The organism is Paenibacillus hebaui (assembly GCF_051934385.1).
Lineage (GTDB): Bacteria > Bacillota > Bacilli > Paenibacillales > Paenibacillaceae > Paenibacillus.
The window spans coordinates 6829247-6844788 of record NZ_CP196836.1 but is presented as its reverse complement, the minus strand read 5'-3'; the positions used below and the strand labels follow the sequence as shown (position 1 = coordinate 6844788).

Here is a 15542-nt window from a genome sequence, read left to right as displayed (position 1 = left end):
ACCTGTCGTAGTAAAATATGCTATACTTCAACTACTACGACAGATGAAGTAATGAGGAGGAGTATCTTTTGTGATCAGCAGTGACGTTATACGCGGCTACAATGATACGCTGATTCTCTACATGCTGCTCCAAGGGGAGTCGTACGGCTACGAGATTTCCAAGAACATCAGGCAGCTGACAGAGGAAAAGTACGTCATGAAGGAGACGACATTATACTCGGCCTTCACCCGATTGGAGAAGAACGGCTACATTGAATCGTTTTATCAGGATGAGAGTAGTTTGGGAAAGCGTCGTACCTATTACCGGATTACGCCGCCCGGACTCGATTATTACAGAGAAAAGTGTGAGGAATGGAAGGTTACGCAGGAGGTTGTTAATCTATTTATCAGGGAGTTGTGACGGAACATGGAGACAATTATGGTGTATCTGGAGAACATGTTTGCTGGTCTACCAAAGACCCCCGAGGTGGAGCATCTGAAGCAGGAACTCCTTTCGGGGATGGAAGATAAGTACCTGGAATTGAAGCGGGAAGGCAAGTCGGAGAATGAGGCAATTGGTATTGTAATCTCGGAATTTGGTAATATCGAGGAGTTAACTGCCGAACTCGGTATTCAGCCAGCAAGTACGGAGAAGGCAGCACCTGTGCTGACGGAAGAAGAGACCTACGCCTATTTCGCTGCTAAAAAAAGTGTCGGGTTGTGGACCGGACTGGGGGTTCTATTGTGTGCATCTGGCGTGGCGTTTTTGATTTTTCTGGATACCCTGTTTGAGAACTATGCCATGTCAGCAGATCACAGTTCGGTGGAAACGGGAACTGTGCTGGGCCTGATCGGTATGTTCGTACTGATTGCCATAGGGGTAGGCATGTTCATTCACAGTGGCATGAAGCTTGAACGCTACAAACATATGGAGCAGGGCTTCCAACTCCCGTATGCACTTAAGATGAGTCTTCAGCGTAGCCAGGCAAGCTTCGCTCTGACCTATCGTGTGGCCATCATTACGGGTGTCTGCCTGTGCATCCTGTCTCCTGTTTTTATTTTCGCAGCCTCCTCTCTCAACGATAACTACGCTTCTTATGGTGTATCTGCCTTTATGGTGATGGCTGGGGTAGGGGTATTCCTGTTTGTATATTATGGTAATATGCAGGGGGCTTACACGAACTTGCTGAAGGAGCACCATTTGACGGCAGAGAAGAAGGAAGAAGTAAAGGTTGTGAGACTGTAGAAGCTATTGTATGGCCGCTGGCGACAGCAATCTACTTGTTCACAGGCTTTGTATTTCAGCGATGGGATATCAATTGGGCCATATTCCCGATTACCGGCATACTATCAGGCAGCTTTAGCAATGTATACCGTATCATGAAAAGCAAAAACCCCATCCTGAACGTGCTGCCCTGGCTAGTAAAGCCCATCTGATCACTACGGGATCAGGTGGGCTTTTTTTTGCAAATGTAATCTATATAAATTGAACTAAAGAAAATTTACACTTGCCACTACGATGACAGAACAACCTTCCAATCGCTGTTATCCCCAGATTTTTTAAACTCCTTTTTATAAGGGAAAATCCAGGGATAAAGGCGAAGCATATGCTTCCGATGCAGCTTTCTTGCAGAAAGCTTTTAGCTCCGCTTTTTCAGGTTATTTCTGTCCTCTCCGTTCTCGTGTAAATGTTTAGTTCAATTTATATAGCTTTGCTACAACAAAAATGAGCGGATGCCGGTAGTGACCAGATCATGGTCTTCCTCATCAGGCAAGCCCGATACCGTAATGCTGCCAATCTGTCCTTCATTTTTTACCACCAGCGGGAAGGCACCACCAGCCAGCACATAATCAGCAGAAGGCAGGTTATAATCATGTTCAAGTGTCTGGTTCTCACTTCTTAATCGCAGGGCTGTATGCCAAGAACTGGAGGAGAAGTGATTCACCACGTTGTTCTTGCGTCGAATCCAGTCTTCATTATCCGGGTGAGTGCCTTCCATGGCATGCAAAAAAAGACGATGTCCCTTCAGGGTGATGTCGATGGTCACGGCTTGTGAACGACGTTTCGCTTCTTCGATCAGATGCAGGCCAAGTTTGAGCGCCATTTCAGAATCGAATGTACCAAATATCAAATCTTTTTCTTCTGCTGCATTTCCTTTAATTTCTCAGTCATGGTCAGGTTCAAATTACAGGCAGCCCCTTTACATATGTAGTTGATGTCTACATTTGACGTATAGAGGTGTGGTACCTGCCGAATGCAGTCTGCAGTCTGGACGATGTTACTGTTACTGGATGTTATATGCATGGTTGAAGACCGATCATTTGGAGACCATACATCGGCTGTGTTAAAGTGAAGGGAACGTAATATTCGAAACTCTTAAAGTTAAAATAAGTTATAACTCAGTAGGCAGGAGGAGAGGGCACGATGCTGTTTTATTTTGTAGCACTGCTGGTGACGTTGGTGGATCAGGGGACCAAGATTGCAGTGAGGATGTATATGGAAGTCGGCGATGTAATGAGACTGGGTGACTCCGGCATGCAATTGCAGCATTACGAGAATAGTGGAATGGCCGGCAGTCTGTTTCAGGGGAATGCGCGTCTGTTCGGCGTAATCGCCGTTCTGTTCATAGTAGGTATTCTGTATTATCGGAGAAAAGGTGAAATTCGCGGTTTCTGGATGCAGGCTGGCGCTGGCTTCATGGTTGGTGGGGCTCTGGGGAATGCGATCGATCGATTTATCTATGCCCGGGTAACGGATTTCCTCGTGTTTCCGTCAGGGCGAGGGATTCTGAATCTCGCTGATGTCGCGATTAACATCGGTGTAGTCATGATCATCATTGGTATGTTGATTCGTGCATTTCAGAGTTATCGAGCCAAGCGTTTGCGTAATGCTTTACCGAAAATAGAACGCTCGTAATAGAGGAAAACAGCAGGGCTGTGACCCTCTGATTACGGAATAAACGAAGGACATTGGACCTATTCCGATGTCCTTTTTTGTAGTGTTTTGGCGATCGTTACCGCTCTAGTATGTGGGGAAGAAAAGGACATGTGTAAAGGGAAAGGGATCTGTGTAAAGGGATATGAACAAAGAGAGGTGGACTGTAAGGGTCGCCTCTCTTTTTTTTGGCATTGAAATTCAGCGTTCGGGGACGCCTTGAATGGATTGATTAACCTGTAAAACTATGCTATTTTGTAGTCGTTCGTTTAATCGGTAAACAAAGACTAGAAGAGAAGAAGATTAAGGTTCAATTTTGCAAACGCTTTAACTAGGTGAACTGAATACGTGGATGAATCCGGCATCGTTTGTACCCAGTCTTCAAGAGCACGGGCGTAAGGTGGTGGTTTCTTTTACATGCAGAGAGAGAGGAGAATGGGGAAATTGCAGGGGAAAACAGGGCGTTATAACTCGCTTCGCAATCAGATCTTTGTGGGTTTCGTGATGGTGATGCTTGTTGTTCTGCTGCTCGCAGGCATATCGGCCTATGATCGGGTGGCTGCTCTGCTGAAAAGTAATGCCGAGAAGCATATCCATCAAACCGCCGTCCAAGCCAGCGGCAGATTGGATGCACTCATTGCACAAGTGAACTCCCTGACCGCCCAGGTGGCGGATGATTCATATGTGCAGCGACTGCTGAGCGATGAGAAGCAAGGCAAACCGGCAACCTTTAATCAGCGTCAAGCTCTCTTGCAGATTGCAGGCAGCTATCAGTCTTTCATCAACGGCGCGCAAAGTATGGAGATTTACACCACCGGTTACAACCGCATCTTTCCGATGGATGACCGATCCCTTGATCAGAGAGTGGAGCGCAGCTGGATCAGCAGAGCGGACGAAGGAAAAGGCAGGCTGGTGTGGGCGGGCTCTGACCCTGAAGATCCGGGTGTGCTTCTGGCCATTCGGCGGATTAATCTGCTGGATCATTCTTTCGAACATGGAGGCTATGTTGTGGTGCGGATGCAACGCAGTTTTTTTCAACTCAATGATTCGGATGGTTCAGATGGTTCAGATGGTTCGCAGGACTCCATCATGCTCTTGGACGGGGGCGGAGAAGTGGTGACTTCCAACCTGGAGATTAATCTCGATCCAAAAGCCATATTGGACAGCGGATCAGTCGTTCAGAACGGGGAGGAATCCTATATCGTCGTCCGGCAACAGTCTGAATTGACGGGATGGACACTCGCTGTCCTGACACCACTGAGGGAGACAACAGAAGGTGTATCCATCCTGAGGACGGCCCTGCTCGTTTCGGGAATTATTGGTGTGGTTCTGTTCCTCGTCATGTCATTTTTTCTGTCCACGATGATTACACGTCCGCTGATCCGGCTGATGCGGGCCATGCGTGGTGCACAGCCGGGAGCGATGAGGCCCAATCTGATGGTCAGCTCCACGATGGAGATCAATGAACTCAACGACGTTTATAATCAGATGGTCTACAGGCAGAACGAATTGACCCGTGTGGTCCATGAGAAGGAAGTCATGCAGTCCCGGGCCGAGCTGAAGGCGTTGCAATCTCAGATTAACCCTCATTTTCTGTTCAATACGCTGGAGGCGTTCTATTGGTCCCTTGAGGAGAAGGGAGACGAGGAGATGGCACGTATGGTCGTGGCAATGTCCCGATTATTTCGCTATATTATCTCCAGTTCCCAGCAGGACGAATGGGTTACGATTGCCGATGAGCTGGAACACGCAGAGCGTTATCTTCGAATTATGCAGATGCGGCTGGGAGAAAGAATGCAATGGGAGATTCGGTTGAGCGATGCAGTGCGCAAGGTCCAAATTCCGAAACTGCTCATACAGCCTTTGGTGGAAAATGCGATTCTTCACGGGGTCGAGAGTAAACTGGGCCCGGGAAAGATCAGCGTGCATGTGGATGCTTCGACCGAGGAGAATCTGGTTCGCATTGAGGTTCGGGATGATGGTCCCGGTATGGATGAATCACGGCTTCAATCGGTCATTCATGCATTACATGGTGGCCCCGCTGTATCCAACAAGGGGACAGGTGTAGGTCTGATCAACGTACATCGGCGGCTGAAGCTTTACTTTGGCAGCCAACTTGGCGAACGTTGCAGGCTTTCCATTACGAGCAAGGTGGGGGAAGGGACCGTTATTTGCTTTGAGATTCCCAAGGAAGCGGAGGGTGAATATGATTCATGATAAAACGATTCTTATCGTTGATGATGAGCCGCGTACAAGAGAGGGTATTCGCAAGACGCTGGAAGGATGGTCGGCAGGACGAAATCACATTCTGACTGCTGAGAGTGGTGTTGAAGCCGTGAAATGGCTCACGAAACAGTCAGCAGATCTGTTAATAACAGACGTTCGCATGCCGGAATTCTCCGGCTTGTCCCTGATTGAAGCCATTCAGCATTTTTCGAACAAGCCTGTCGTTCTGATTATGTCGGGACATGCCGATTTTCAGTATGCCCAGCAGGCCATTAAGCTGGGTGTTGTGGAGTATATGTTGAAACCGATTGATAAGGAGCAGTTGCTTCAGACCGTCGAAAAAGCTTTGAGGTTCAGCGAACAACAGAGACGTATTCAAACGATGCAGGAAATGATTGACCCCAAGTTACTGGATGCCAAGGAGCGCGGGGAACAGAGGCTTAATAGCCAGATTAGTGAAGCTTTGGCCTATGTGGATATTCATCTGGGTGAACATGTGACCATGCGTGAAATCGCTGATTTACTTCATCTAAATTCCAGTTACTTCAGCGTATTGTTCAAGGAGCAGATCGGAATCAATTTTAGCGAATACCTGACCCGCAAACGCATTCAGCGCGCGAAGGAGCTACTTGTGCAGACGACCATGCCGATTTCAGAGATTGCCGAGCAGGTGGGTTATCAGACGGATAAGTATTTTATCAAAGTTTTCAAAAGTCTTGAGGGGCTCAGCCCAAGCAAATATCGCCATTCCCTAACTATACGAGATAACAAATAACCTCAAAAAAGTGGAGTTTTTCCAAATCGTTCTGGTCTTATGGGCGTGTTAGGCCCATGCTACAATTTGGTTAAAGCGGTTACATTAACCGAAAAAACCAAGGGGGTTGGGATGATGAGCAAAAAGACGATGGCCATGCTTCTGTCATGGACGCTGGTTCTCGCCGTAATTTTATCGGGATGCAACAATTCAAGTTCGGATGAAGAGGGTGAAACGGGCGGCAACGGCACAGATGGAAAAGTAACCCTCAAATTTATGCACCTCTGGCCAGCTGGCAGCTCCGCACAGCAAAACAAACTGGTCAACGATATCATCAAGCAGTATCAGACGGATCATCCGAATGTGACCATTAAGCAGGAAGTGCTGGAGAATGAACAATACAAGAACAAACTGAAAATTCTGTCCGCATCCAATGAACTTCCCGATGTGGGTGTAACTTGGGCTGCTGGATTTCTGGAGCCTTATGTGAAGGGGAATCTATTTGCACCGGTAGATGATCTGCTGAGCGGCTCGCTGGGCGAGAAATTCATAGCCGGAACAACAGAAGCCTATGCGATAGACGGCAAAACATATGCCCTACCCATTGAGCTGAATATCTCTCCCATTTATTATAACAAAGCCATTTTTGCTAAATATAATTTGCAGCCGCCAGCAACGTACGATGAATTCCTGAGTGTGCTGAAGACGCTGACAGAGAACGGGGAGGTGCCGATTGCACTGGGCAATAAAGACCGCTGGACCGGCTCACTCTGGTATATGTATCTGGCGAATCGGTTAGGTGGAGATGCACTGGAGAAGGCCATCAATGGCTCCGGCAAGTTTGACGATCCTGCTCTGACTCAAGCCGCTGCCGAAGTGCAGAAGCTGGTAGACATGAATGCCTTCAACAAAGGCTTCAACGGGTTGTCCAACGATGAGGGCAAGTCCGAATTCATGAATGAAAAGGCTGCTATGTACCTGATGGGTACCTGGGAACTGCCGAACTTTACAACCAACCCGGACATCCCACAGGAATTCAAGGATAAGATCGGATTTTTTAAATTCCCGACGATCGAAGGCGGCAAGAGCGACATTAACAGCTGGGTAGGTGGCCCAGGCGTAGGTCTGTTCGTGGCCCAGAACTCCAAAGTGAAGGAAGAAGCGCAGAAGTTTGTGCAATACTTTGTGGAAAAATGGGGCGAGAGCTCGGTGACTGAAGCAGGTGTCATCCCGGCTACGAAGGTGGATACGGCTGAAGTACAGTTACCACAGCTCTACACGGACCTGCTGAACGAATTGAATCAGGCCAGCAGCCTCACACTCTTTGCAGACGTGCAGATGAAACCGGCAGCCGCTCAGGCACATCTGGACATGATTCAGGCGTTGTTTGGCAAAGCGGTGACACCAGAGGACTTTGTGAAGAATCATCAGGCAGCGATTGATAAAGGCAATTGACGTACACACGCTTGAATGCTTGAAGGGAGGATAATGTGATGGACAAAGTCATGTCCAACCGTCTAGTTGCTGCGCTCTACGTGCTTCCTGCACTGCTTCTGCTGCTGGTCTTGGTCTACATTCCGATCGTGCTCACCGGTTATTATGGTTTGATGCAATGGGACGGGATCGGTGCAATGACCTACATTGGATTGGATAATTACGCCAGACTGCTTCAGGACGGAACATTCTGGCAGAGTGCGAATCATACCTTTTTACTTGCTTTGTTCTCCGCACTGAGTCTGATCGGTTATCTCATGATTGCTTTGGTGCTGTCGGGCAAGATTAAGGGCGCGAATTGGTTTCGAAAAATATACCTGATCCCGATGCTGCTATCTTCCGTAGCCATCGCCCAGCTATGGCTGAAAATTTATCATCCCAGCAACGGGGTGCTTAACACCTTTCTAGAGGGGATCGGGATTGCCAATCCGCCAGCTTGGTTGGCGGAGCCCTCTCTGGTACTGTACGCCCTGTTCGTGCCCATCCTGTGGCAATATGCCGGATTCTATATCCTGATCTATTATGCGGCGCTCAAAAATATTCCGGAATCACTGGTAGAAGCAGCCCGGATTGACGGGGCAAGCCCTTGGCAGATCGCTTTTCGAATCAAGCTGCCGCTTATTACAGAAGTCATCAAGGTGACCGTGGTGCTGGCTGTAGTCGGCTCGCTCAAGTATTTCGATCTCATCTACGTGATGACCGATGGCGGACCGAATGGCTCCAGCGAAGTGATGGCCTCCTATATGTATCGTCAGGCTTTCCGTAGCTTCGACTTTGGTTACGGCAGTGCTGTAGGTTTCTTCCTGCTCTTGATCTGTCTGGTGGTCACATGGTTGCTCCGAAAGGCAACAGCATCCAAAGATACGATCCAGTATTCCTGACGCAAGTGAAATGAAAGGAGGTCCATCCCGGTGAAGACGGATACGGCCGTTAGGTTGCCAACTTACCCGGGGACAGGCCGAGGTTCGGCATGGATGAGGAGAATAGGGTACGTTCTGCTGTATGTCCTCTTGTCCCTGGTAGCTTTGCTTCAAATTTTGCCCTTGGTATGGCTGCTGTTATTCTCGCTCAAAAATAATCAGGAAGTATTCGACATGGCGCCTTTTTCCCTTCCTGCTACCCCGCGTTGGGAGAACTATGTCAAGGTATGGACAGAAGGTAATATCAGCTTATATTTCTTCAACAGTGTATGGATTACGGTGGTCTCGGTAGTGGTCACCGTCCTGTTTGCCAGTCTGGTGACCTTTGCCATTACGCGTATGCGCTGGAAGGGTCGTTCACTTGTGCTGGGGCTATTCATGGTGGGTCTGATGATTCCGGTACACTCCACGTTGATCCCGCTGTTCAGTTTGTTCCTGAAGCTTCATCTAACAGATCATCCTTTGTCGGTCATTTTGTCTTATATTGCGTTTAATATGCCGATTACGATTATGATTCTACTCGGATTCTATTACGCACTTCCTCGGGAAGTGGAGGAAGCCGCAGTGATGGATGGTTGTTCCGTGCATCGGATTTTCTTTCGGATTGTGCTGCCGATGACGGCTTCGGTCATCTCCACGACGGCGATCATCAACATGATCTATAATTGGAATGAGTTCATCTTCGTCAATACGTTCATCAGCTCAGATTCGTACAAGACCTTGACCGTAGGGGTACAGAACTTTATCGGTCAATATACAACGGATTGGGGAGCCATTGGTGCGACGCTGATGATCAGCATTATGCCGATCCTGATTGCTTTTCTCATCCTGAGTAATCGAATCGTGGAGGGGATTGCCGCGGGTTCTGTTAAAGGTTAAAAGATTGAGGGCTCTTCCATCACTTGCTTAAAAGGCAAGTTGGGAGGGCCCTGTTTGGTCTTCCGAAACCACTGGCAGGCGTACGGAAGATGGGATTGATGAAAATACTGAAAATACCTATTTATGGAATTGCAAAAAACTTTCAACTATTTTCGCAAAACTACTGCATTTTCAAACCACCTGTGCTAACATACCCTAAGAATTAAAGCCCACATGGGAAAGGTGAGAAAATGACAGCAATATCCTCAACCAAAGAGTCCCTTCGGTCTGATGCCAAGGATCTGAATCTGATTCGGCTGACATGGCCTATTTTCTTGGAACTCTTCTTGTTTATGTTGATGGGGAGCGTGGATACGCTCATGCTCAGCTCGGTGTCCGATAATGCGGTCTCCGGCGTTGGAGCGGCCAACCAGATTATTTCTATCGCTATACTTGTATTGGAAGTCATTGGACATGGTGCTGCGATTGTAGTGGCACAATATATCGGATCGAAAAAGCTAAGTGAAGCAGCACAGGTTACAGGTAATGCGATTACACTGAACCTTATTGTGGGGCTGATTCTGAGCGGAATCTTTCTTCTGTTCGGAGGACATTTGCTAACACTTCTGAACCTTCAAGGCGAAATTTACGATTTTGCCCGTTCGTATATAAATATTGTCGGTGGCGGGATCTTTCTCCAGGCACTCATTAATGCGCTGGCTGCGACGATCCGTACACATGGTTACACCAAAGAAACGATGTACGTCTCTGTATTCATGAACGTGATTCACGTTATTGGTAACTATGCATTGATCTTTGGGCACTTCGGCCTGCCCAAGCTTGGGGTGGAAGGGGCAGCCATCTCCACGGTGGGAAGTCGTTTTATCTGCCTGCTGATCTTCTTCTGGTTGTTGTATCGTGTGAGCGAAGTGCGGGTGGATTTCGAATACTACATTAAATTGTCCAAGAAATTCATTGGCAAAATTCTGCGGATTGGCATTCCGTCTGCGATGGAATCCATGGTATATCATTCCTGCCAGCTCGTGTTCACGCTGTATGTGACCTATCTGGGCGCAGAAGCCATGGCAACCAAGCAGTATGCGGGTAATATATCCAGCTATATCTACTTGTTCAGCATGGCGATCGGCATGGGTACATCGATTATTGTAGGCCGCCTTGTGGGTGCGCGCCGTAAAGATGATGCGTACAAACGTGTTTTTGACAGCGTGAAATGGGCGCTTCTGGCAACGATTGTGATCGACGTGATCATCATTCTGTTCCGTGTGCCGCTAATGAGCATATTCACGGATAACCCGGCAATTATCAAAATGGGAGCCCAGGTGATTCTGCTCAGCCTTTTGCTGGAGACTGGACGTACCTGCAATATTGTGATTATCGGTTCCCTGCGTGCGGCGGGTGATGCAAAGTTCCCGGTATACATGGGTTTGATCTCGATGGTCTGTATGAGTCTGCCACTGGGGTACCTGCTCGTATTCCAGCTTAATCTGGGGCTCGCAGGTGTCTGGCTTGCCATTGCGGCTGATGAGTGGACACGTGCTGTAATTATGTATTTCCGCTGGAAAAGCCGTGCCTGGGAGAAGCATGACCTTGTGGAGCATGAGGAGGACGCTGGCGTTCAACCAGTGCCGGCAGTAGGATGATTGAAGCGAAAATAGATTCGATTTGAGCGAATTGTAGTATAAGAGCAAAAGGGCACTGTACCTGGGGTCAATAGTTAGATTGAAGAAGAGCCAATCATGGGACGGAGTATTCCTCCTGATGATGGGCTCTTTTTGGTTATTTTGACGAAGATTGTCCTACGAGCCCAGAGGATTCAGATAGAACAGTTAATCTGATTCGGAGGTCGTTTACTAGAGCAGGTGAGCAGAAATGATCAAAACGGCTTCTGCTCCATCACGTATAGTAAGGATATGGAAAGGGGCTGGACTGGATTGAACTCATATCATGAAATGCTTCAGCAGAGTCTCTACTTCATTGAAATGAATCTTCATGAGGAGATCGGGCTGGAAGAAGTGGCATCCCAGGCATTGTTATCTCCCTATCATTATCACCGGGTTTTCCGCCGGGAGGTTGGCATGACCGTGGTGGATTATATTCGGAACCGCCGGATGAGCCTGGCGTCCACCGCACTGCGATCCACGGATGCAGGTATTCTGGATATTTCCCTGGCCTGTGGATTTGAGAGTCAGGAAGCCTTCACCCGTGCATTCCGCAAAATATATGGCATGCCGCCAGGACGTTTTCGCAAATTGTTCGATCTGAAATTATTCGAAGGAAGAACCAGAGGAGGAGAATTACAGATGAATCAGACGTCAATGATCAAAGGATGGATGTTAACCGGGAGTCACCCGCAAAATTATGAGATGGGTATCGATCCCGTCGAAGTGCATCAGGGCAAGGCTTCAGGGTACTTGAAGGCCGTTACGCCGATGGAGAGCAACGAATTTGCAACGATGATGCAGCAGTTCAGAGCGGACAAGTATGTAGGTCAACGGATGAAGTTATCCGGATTTGTGAAGACTGAGCGCGTGGACGCATTCTGCGGATTATGGATGCGCGTGGATAACAACGCCCAAGATGTGCTCCAGTTCGATAACATGCATGATCGGTCAATCACGGGTACGCAGCCATGGAATCAGTACAGCATTGTACTGGATGTGCCGGAGGAAAGTGCGCTCATCTCATTCGGGATTATTTTGAACGGCAAAGGAAAAGTGTGGGTGGATAGTTTCCGCTTTGAAGAGGTTGACTTGAATACGCCGCTGACGCATATGGAGACGGAATACGAGATGTCGGATGAGCCGTTGAATCTGTCTTTTGAGGAGTAGATCCAATTCAAGTGCAGATCCATTATTAAGCTGAGGCTGTACGGGAATTATGATATAATGCTGGTGTAGAATGGAGCTGATGCGAAATGACGGAACTGCTTGATCCTCGGGTCGATTTTGTGTTCAAACGCATTTTTGGAAGTGAGCAAAATAAAGATGTTTTGTTAGCATTCCTTAACAGCACGTTTATAGAAACTAGCGAATCTCCTCTTACGGAGATTACCGTGATTAACACGTATACGGATAAAGATAGTCCAAAGGACAAACAATCCATTCTGGATATTTAAGCAAGGACTGTGGAAGGCAAGTTGATCAACATTGAAATGCAACTGTTCAATCCGTATAACATGGAGAAACGGACGCTGTTTTACTGGAGTGAGATGTACTTCCATCAGATTAAAAAAGGTGAAAATTATAATCTGCTTAAAAAATGCGTGACAATCAATATTCTTAATTATTCCTGTTTGAATAATGAACGATATCATAATGTTTTTCATTTACGAGAAGATCATACGGGTATTGGTTTGACGGATGATATCGAGATACATGTCATGGAACTAACCAAATTGGATCAGTATTCTGTTCCGATGGAAAAAGGCGGACTTGTGAATTGGCTATTATTCCTGAAAGGAATAGATACATCAAACTGGGAGGTGCTGGCGATGAATGAACCGATGTTGAAAAAGGCAATGGATACGCTGGAATTTCTGAGTCAGGATGCGGCCACCAGAATGGCCTACGATGCACGAATGAAAGCGCTGAGTGACGAGAAGTCAATGATCGAAGGCGCACGAGCAGAAGGGGCAGCCAAAGGCAAGCTGGAAGGTAAGTTGGAAGGCAAGTTGGAGGGCAAGCGAGAAATGGCACGTGAACTGCTTGCACTTGGCATAGACATGTCTGCTGTGGTAAAAGCCTCGGGACTGTCCGAAGAGGAAATTAAAAAGCTGCTGCCTAGCAAGTAACTGAAACCAAATTTACAGTATTGAGGGCTGATCCAATTGCGGGTTGGCTCTTTTTGTTGCCTGTGGGGTATAAAAAAAGTGGAGTGAAGTCCAAGCTGGGAGGATACAGGTTGCTCATGCCTGCCAACCGTAAAGTCCTCCTTGGCTAATTCGTACAGACCTTGTTAACATAAATAAGATGAACTGAGTATTTACACGAAAACGAAGGGTGCAGAACCAGTCTGACGAAGCAAAGCTAAAAGCTTTCTGTAAGAAAGCTGCTCCGGAAGCATATGCTTAACCTTTATAACAGCGCTCAGAAGATGGTAATGCAATCGAAGTTATCCCATGTAACGTAAAGGATGAATCCCATGAATAAAAAAGTGTTGGTTGTCGATGACGAATCAAGCATTGTCAGTGCTATTGCGTATGCGCTGCGGCGCGAAGGATATGAAGTAGATACGGCGAATGACGGGGAGGAAGCACTCGTCAAAGTTACATCGTTTCAACCACAGGTCATGATTCTGGATGTAATGATGCCCAAACTGGATGGATATGGCGTATGCCGCAGGCTGGAGGACCGGGATGATATCGGCATTATTTTGCTAACGGTCAAAAATGATATCGTGGACAAAATCGTCGGCCTGGAGATGGGCGCGGATGATTACATGACCAAACCATTCGAGATCCGTGAACTGCTCGCAAGGGTGAAAGCGCTAATGCGCCGTGTCGAGAAAAGCAGTTCACCCCCTGACGACCAGAAGAATCAGGCCATCGTGAATGGCGCACTGCGTATACATGTTGCTCACCGAACGGTGACCGTGAATGAGGAGAAGCTGGATCTGACACCAAAAGAGTTCGACCTGCTGACGATTCTCATGTCCAATGCTGAGCGGGTGTACACGCGGGATGATTTACTCGATCGGGTGTGGGGCATGGAATATGCCGGGGGCACACGCACGGTGGACATTCATATCCAGCGTTTGCGCAAAAAAATCGGGGATACGGATCAGCAAAAATTGCAGACCGTATACGGGATTGGTTACAAGGCATCTGCTCCTGAATTGGGCGGGGCTGTATGAGAGTCAGCATCAAGCTGAAGTTCAGTGTTTTTCTGGCGGCATTGCTGATTCTCACAGTAGTTGTGCTTAGTTCTCTCGTGCTGCGAGGTATTGAGCGCAACCAGCAAACGCAAATTGAAGGCATTTTGTCCCAGCAGACACGGCTGGTTAATTTGAATGTAAGGCAGTCCTACTACACCGAGTCCGTTCGGCTGGAGCAGGAAGTCTTTTTACAACAAAATGGTCGCAGGCTGGCACAGGAACTTGCCAATTCTACAGGATTGCCTATAGCGCTCTATGATATGAACGGACAACAGGTTGGATCATCGATTACATCCGGGGAAAGCGCCAAAATCCAGGAAACGCTGGCATATGCGCTGCAAAATAAAATTGCATACCACGAGCAGGGCGATACTCTACTGTATGCGGCGCCACTGGATGGGCCAGATGGACAAATGGGTGTGGTTCGCATGCAATATCCGGTTCAGAGCTACCATGAATTCCATGCTCGTATCCTACAGTTGTTTATGTGGGCGGGCATTACCGTTGTGGGGCTGAGCTTCATATTGGGATACCTGTTCTATAATCGGTTTGCTGTTGCGATATCCCGTTTGAAGAAGTCTGCCGATTCCATCCGTGAGGGCAACTATATTGCAGAATCGCCTGTGAGGCGCAAGGATGAACTGGGGGAGCTGGGACAGGGCATTTATTATATGAGCACATCCATTCAACAAAATATAGCGGCCATGCATGCAGAACAGCAGAAACTTCAACTGGCGATTGAGAAGCTTCAGGCTCTGGAACAGCAGCAGAAACAATATATCGGCAACATTAGCCATGAATTCAAGACGCCGCTGACGTCAATCAAGGCCTATGTGGAGTTATTGGACATGTATAAGGATGATCCGCAATTGCTTGATGATGCCACGAATAATATCGGCAAGGAAACCGAGCGACTATACGAGATGGTGGAGAAAGTGCTGCATTTATCTGCCCTGGAGAAATATGATTTCGAGAATCAGGCGGAGGATGTAGAGATTCGTGCGCTGCTTGAGGATGCCTGTGGTCGGATGCGGGGTAAGGCTGAGAAGTTTGCGCTGAAAATGGAACTGAATCTGCAGCCTGCGATGATCCGCAGTGATCGGGAGAGCCTCATGCATATTTTCATCAATTTGCTGGATAATGCCATCAAATATAATATGCCCGGGGGCGTCATCCGGGTAAGCAATGAGATGCGAATACAGGAGCATCAAGCGATCATTCACATCTTCAATTCAGGTACGCCGATTCCGGCAGAGGCGCAGGAGAAGATTTTTGAACCCTTTTATACGGTCAACAAAGACAGGGCCAGGAAAACCGGTGGAACCGGGCTGGGCTTATCCCTCGTCAAGCAATTTGTCGAGAAACAAGGCGGTACAATTACATTGCTGCCGGACGATCCACAGAATGGGGAAGGTGTGACGTTCCAGCTCATATTCCCTTTGGCCGATTCAAGTTTACAAGTTCGAAACAAGTCTGAATAACT

At 47.8% G+C, this 15542-nt stretch carries 13 protein-coding genes and 1 pseudogene; 13 read left to right on the top strand and 1 reads right to left on the bottom strand.

Annotation, left to right across the window (positions count from 1 at the left end; translation table 11 throughout):
* Positions 1-70 precede the first annotated feature (70 nt).
* Positions 71-400 carry a PadR family transcriptional regulator gene (locus ACR32F_RS30765; protein ID WP_440114198.1) on the top strand — a complete coding sequence of 110 codons (330 nt, stop codon included), beginning with the start codon at positions 71-73 and terminating at the stop codon, positions 398-400.
* A gap of 6 nt (positions 401-406) precedes the next feature.
* Positions 407-1225 (top strand): permease prefix domain 1-containing protein, encoded by an 819-nt coding sequence (locus tag ACR32F_RS30760; protein ID WP_440114195.1) that lies wholly within the window; start codon positions 407-409, stop codon positions 1223-1225.
* A 469-nt stretch (positions 1226-1694) separates the two neighbouring features.
* On the opposite strand, the gene ACR32F_RS30755 is transcribed toward ACR32F_RS30760, so the two are convergent.
* A complete protein-coding gene (locus ACR32F_RS30755; RefSeq protein WP_440114192.1) occupies positions 1695-2111 on the bottom strand; it encodes a heme-degrading domain-containing protein in 417 nt (138 codons plus the stop codon).
* A gap of 293 nt (positions 2112-2404) precedes the next feature.
* On the opposite strand from ACR32F_RS30755, the gene lspA reads away from it, so the two are divergent.
* The 11 genes and pseudogenes from lspA (at position 2405) to ACR32F_RS30700 (ending at position 15540) form a co-directional block, all read left to right on the top strand.
* Complete coding sequence (gene lspA / locus ACR32F_RS30750) at positions 2405-2896, top strand: signal peptidase II (protein ID WP_440114189.1); 492 nt, start codon at positions 2405-2407, stop codon at positions 2894-2896.
* A gap of 453 nt (positions 2897-3349) precedes the next feature.
* On the top strand, positions 3350-5131 hold the full coding sequence (locus ACR32F_RS30745) for a sensor histidine kinase (RefSeq protein ID WP_440114186.1): 1782 nt from the start codon (positions 3350-3352) through the stop codon (positions 5129-5131).
* Positions 5121-5915 (top strand): response regulator transcription factor, encoded by a 795-nt coding sequence (locus ACR32F_RS30740; protein WP_440114182.1) that lies wholly within the window; start codon positions 5121-5123, stop codon positions 5913-5915. Before ACR32F_RS30745 ends, ACR32F_RS30740 begins: the two co-directional genes overlap by 11 nt.
* A gap of 114 nt (positions 5916-6029) precedes the next feature.
* A complete protein-coding gene (locus tag ACR32F_RS30735; RefSeq protein WP_440120071.1) occupies positions 6030-7349 on the top strand; it encodes an extracellular solute-binding protein in 1320 nt (439 codons plus the stop codon).
* Positions 7350-7387: 38 nt separating this feature from the next.
* On the top strand, positions 7388-8269 hold the full coding sequence (locus ACR32F_RS30730) for a carbohydrate ABC transporter permease (RefSeq protein WP_440114179.1): 882 nt from the start codon (positions 7388-7390) through the stop codon (positions 8267-8269).
* A gap of 93 nt (positions 8270-8362) precedes the next feature.
* Positions 8363-9187: a carbohydrate ABC transporter permease gene (locus ACR32F_RS30725; RefSeq protein ID WP_440120070.1), complete on the top strand. Its 825-nt coding sequence runs from the start codon at positions 8363-8365 to the stop codon at positions 9185-9187.
* Positions 9188-9417: 230 nt separating this feature from the next.
* Positions 9418-10827 carry an MATE family efflux transporter gene (locus tag ACR32F_RS30720; RefSeq protein ID WP_440114176.1) on the top strand — a complete coding sequence of 470 codons (1410 nt, stop codon included), beginning with the start codon at positions 9418-9420 and terminating at the stop codon, positions 10825-10827.
* 270 nt (positions 10828-11097) lie between these two features.
* Complete coding sequence (locus ACR32F_RS30715) at positions 11098-12015, top strand: helix-turn-helix transcriptional regulator (protein ID WP_440120069.1); 918 nt, start codon at positions 11098-11100, stop codon at positions 12013-12015.
* Positions 12016-12101: 86 nt separating this feature from the next.
* Positions 12102-12977, top strand: a pseudogene (locus ACR32F_RS30710) (Rpn family recombination-promoting nuclease/putative transposase).
* Between the two features lie 350 nt (positions 12978-13327).
* Positions 13328-14038, top strand: coding sequence for a response regulator transcription factor (locus ACR32F_RS30705; RefSeq protein ID WP_440114173.1), 711 nt, complete (start codon positions 13328-13330; stop codon positions 14036-14038).
* Positions 14035-15540: an ATP-binding protein gene (locus tag ACR32F_RS30700; protein WP_440114170.1), complete on the top strand. Its 1506-nt coding sequence runs from the start codon at positions 14035-14037 to the stop codon at positions 15538-15540. Before ACR32F_RS30705 ends, ACR32F_RS30700 begins: the two co-directional genes overlap by 4 nt.
* Positions 15541-15542: the final 2 nt, after the last annotated feature.

What these genes read in the sequence shown, in the direction of transcription:
- ACR32F_RS30720 (WP_440114176.1), top strand. Translation starts at nt 9,418, where the DNA reads ATGACAGCAATATCCTCAACCAAAGAGTCCCTTCGGTCTGATGCCAAG.
- ACR32F_RS30705 (WP_440114173.1), top strand. Translation starts at nt 13,328, where the DNA reads ATGAATAAAAAAGTGTTGGTTGTCGATGACGAATCAAGCATTGTCAGT.
- ACR32F_RS30715 (WP_440120069.1), top strand. Translation starts at nt 11,098, where the DNA reads ATGGAAAGGGGCTGGACTGGATTGAACTCATATCATGAAATGCTTCAG.
- lspA (WP_440114189.1), top strand. Translation starts at nt 2,405, where the DNA reads ATGCTGTTTTATTTTGTAGCACTGCTGGTGACGTTGGTGGATCAGGGG.
- ACR32F_RS30725 (WP_440120070.1), top strand. Translation starts at nt 8,363, where the DNA reads ATGAGGAGAATAGGGTACGTTCTGCTGTATGTCCTCTTGTCCCTGGTA.
- ACR32F_RS30760 (WP_440114195.1), top strand. Translation starts at nt 407, where the DNA reads ATGGAGACAATTATGGTGTATCTGGAGAACATGTTTGCTGGTCTACCA.
- ACR32F_RS30735 (WP_440120071.1), top strand. Translation starts at nt 6,030, where the DNA reads ATGAGCAAAAAGACGATGGCCATGCTTCTGTCATGGACGCTGGTTCTC.
- ACR32F_RS30740 (WP_440114182.1), top strand. Translation starts at nt 5,121, where the DNA reads ATGATTCATGATAAAACGATTCTTATCGTTGATGATGAGCCGCGTACA.
- ACR32F_RS30730 (WP_440114179.1), top strand. Translation starts at nt 7,388, where the DNA reads ATGGACAAAGTCATGTCCAACCGTCTAGTTGCTGCGCTCTACGTGCTT.
- ACR32F_RS30700 (WP_440114170.1), top strand. Translation starts at nt 14,035, where the DNA reads ATGAGAGTCAGCATCAAGCTGAAGTTCAGTGTTTTTCTGGCGGCATTG.
- ACR32F_RS30745 (WP_440114186.1), top strand. Translation starts at nt 3,350, where the DNA reads ATGGGGAAATTGCAGGGGAAAACAGGGCGTTATAACTCGCTTCGCAAT.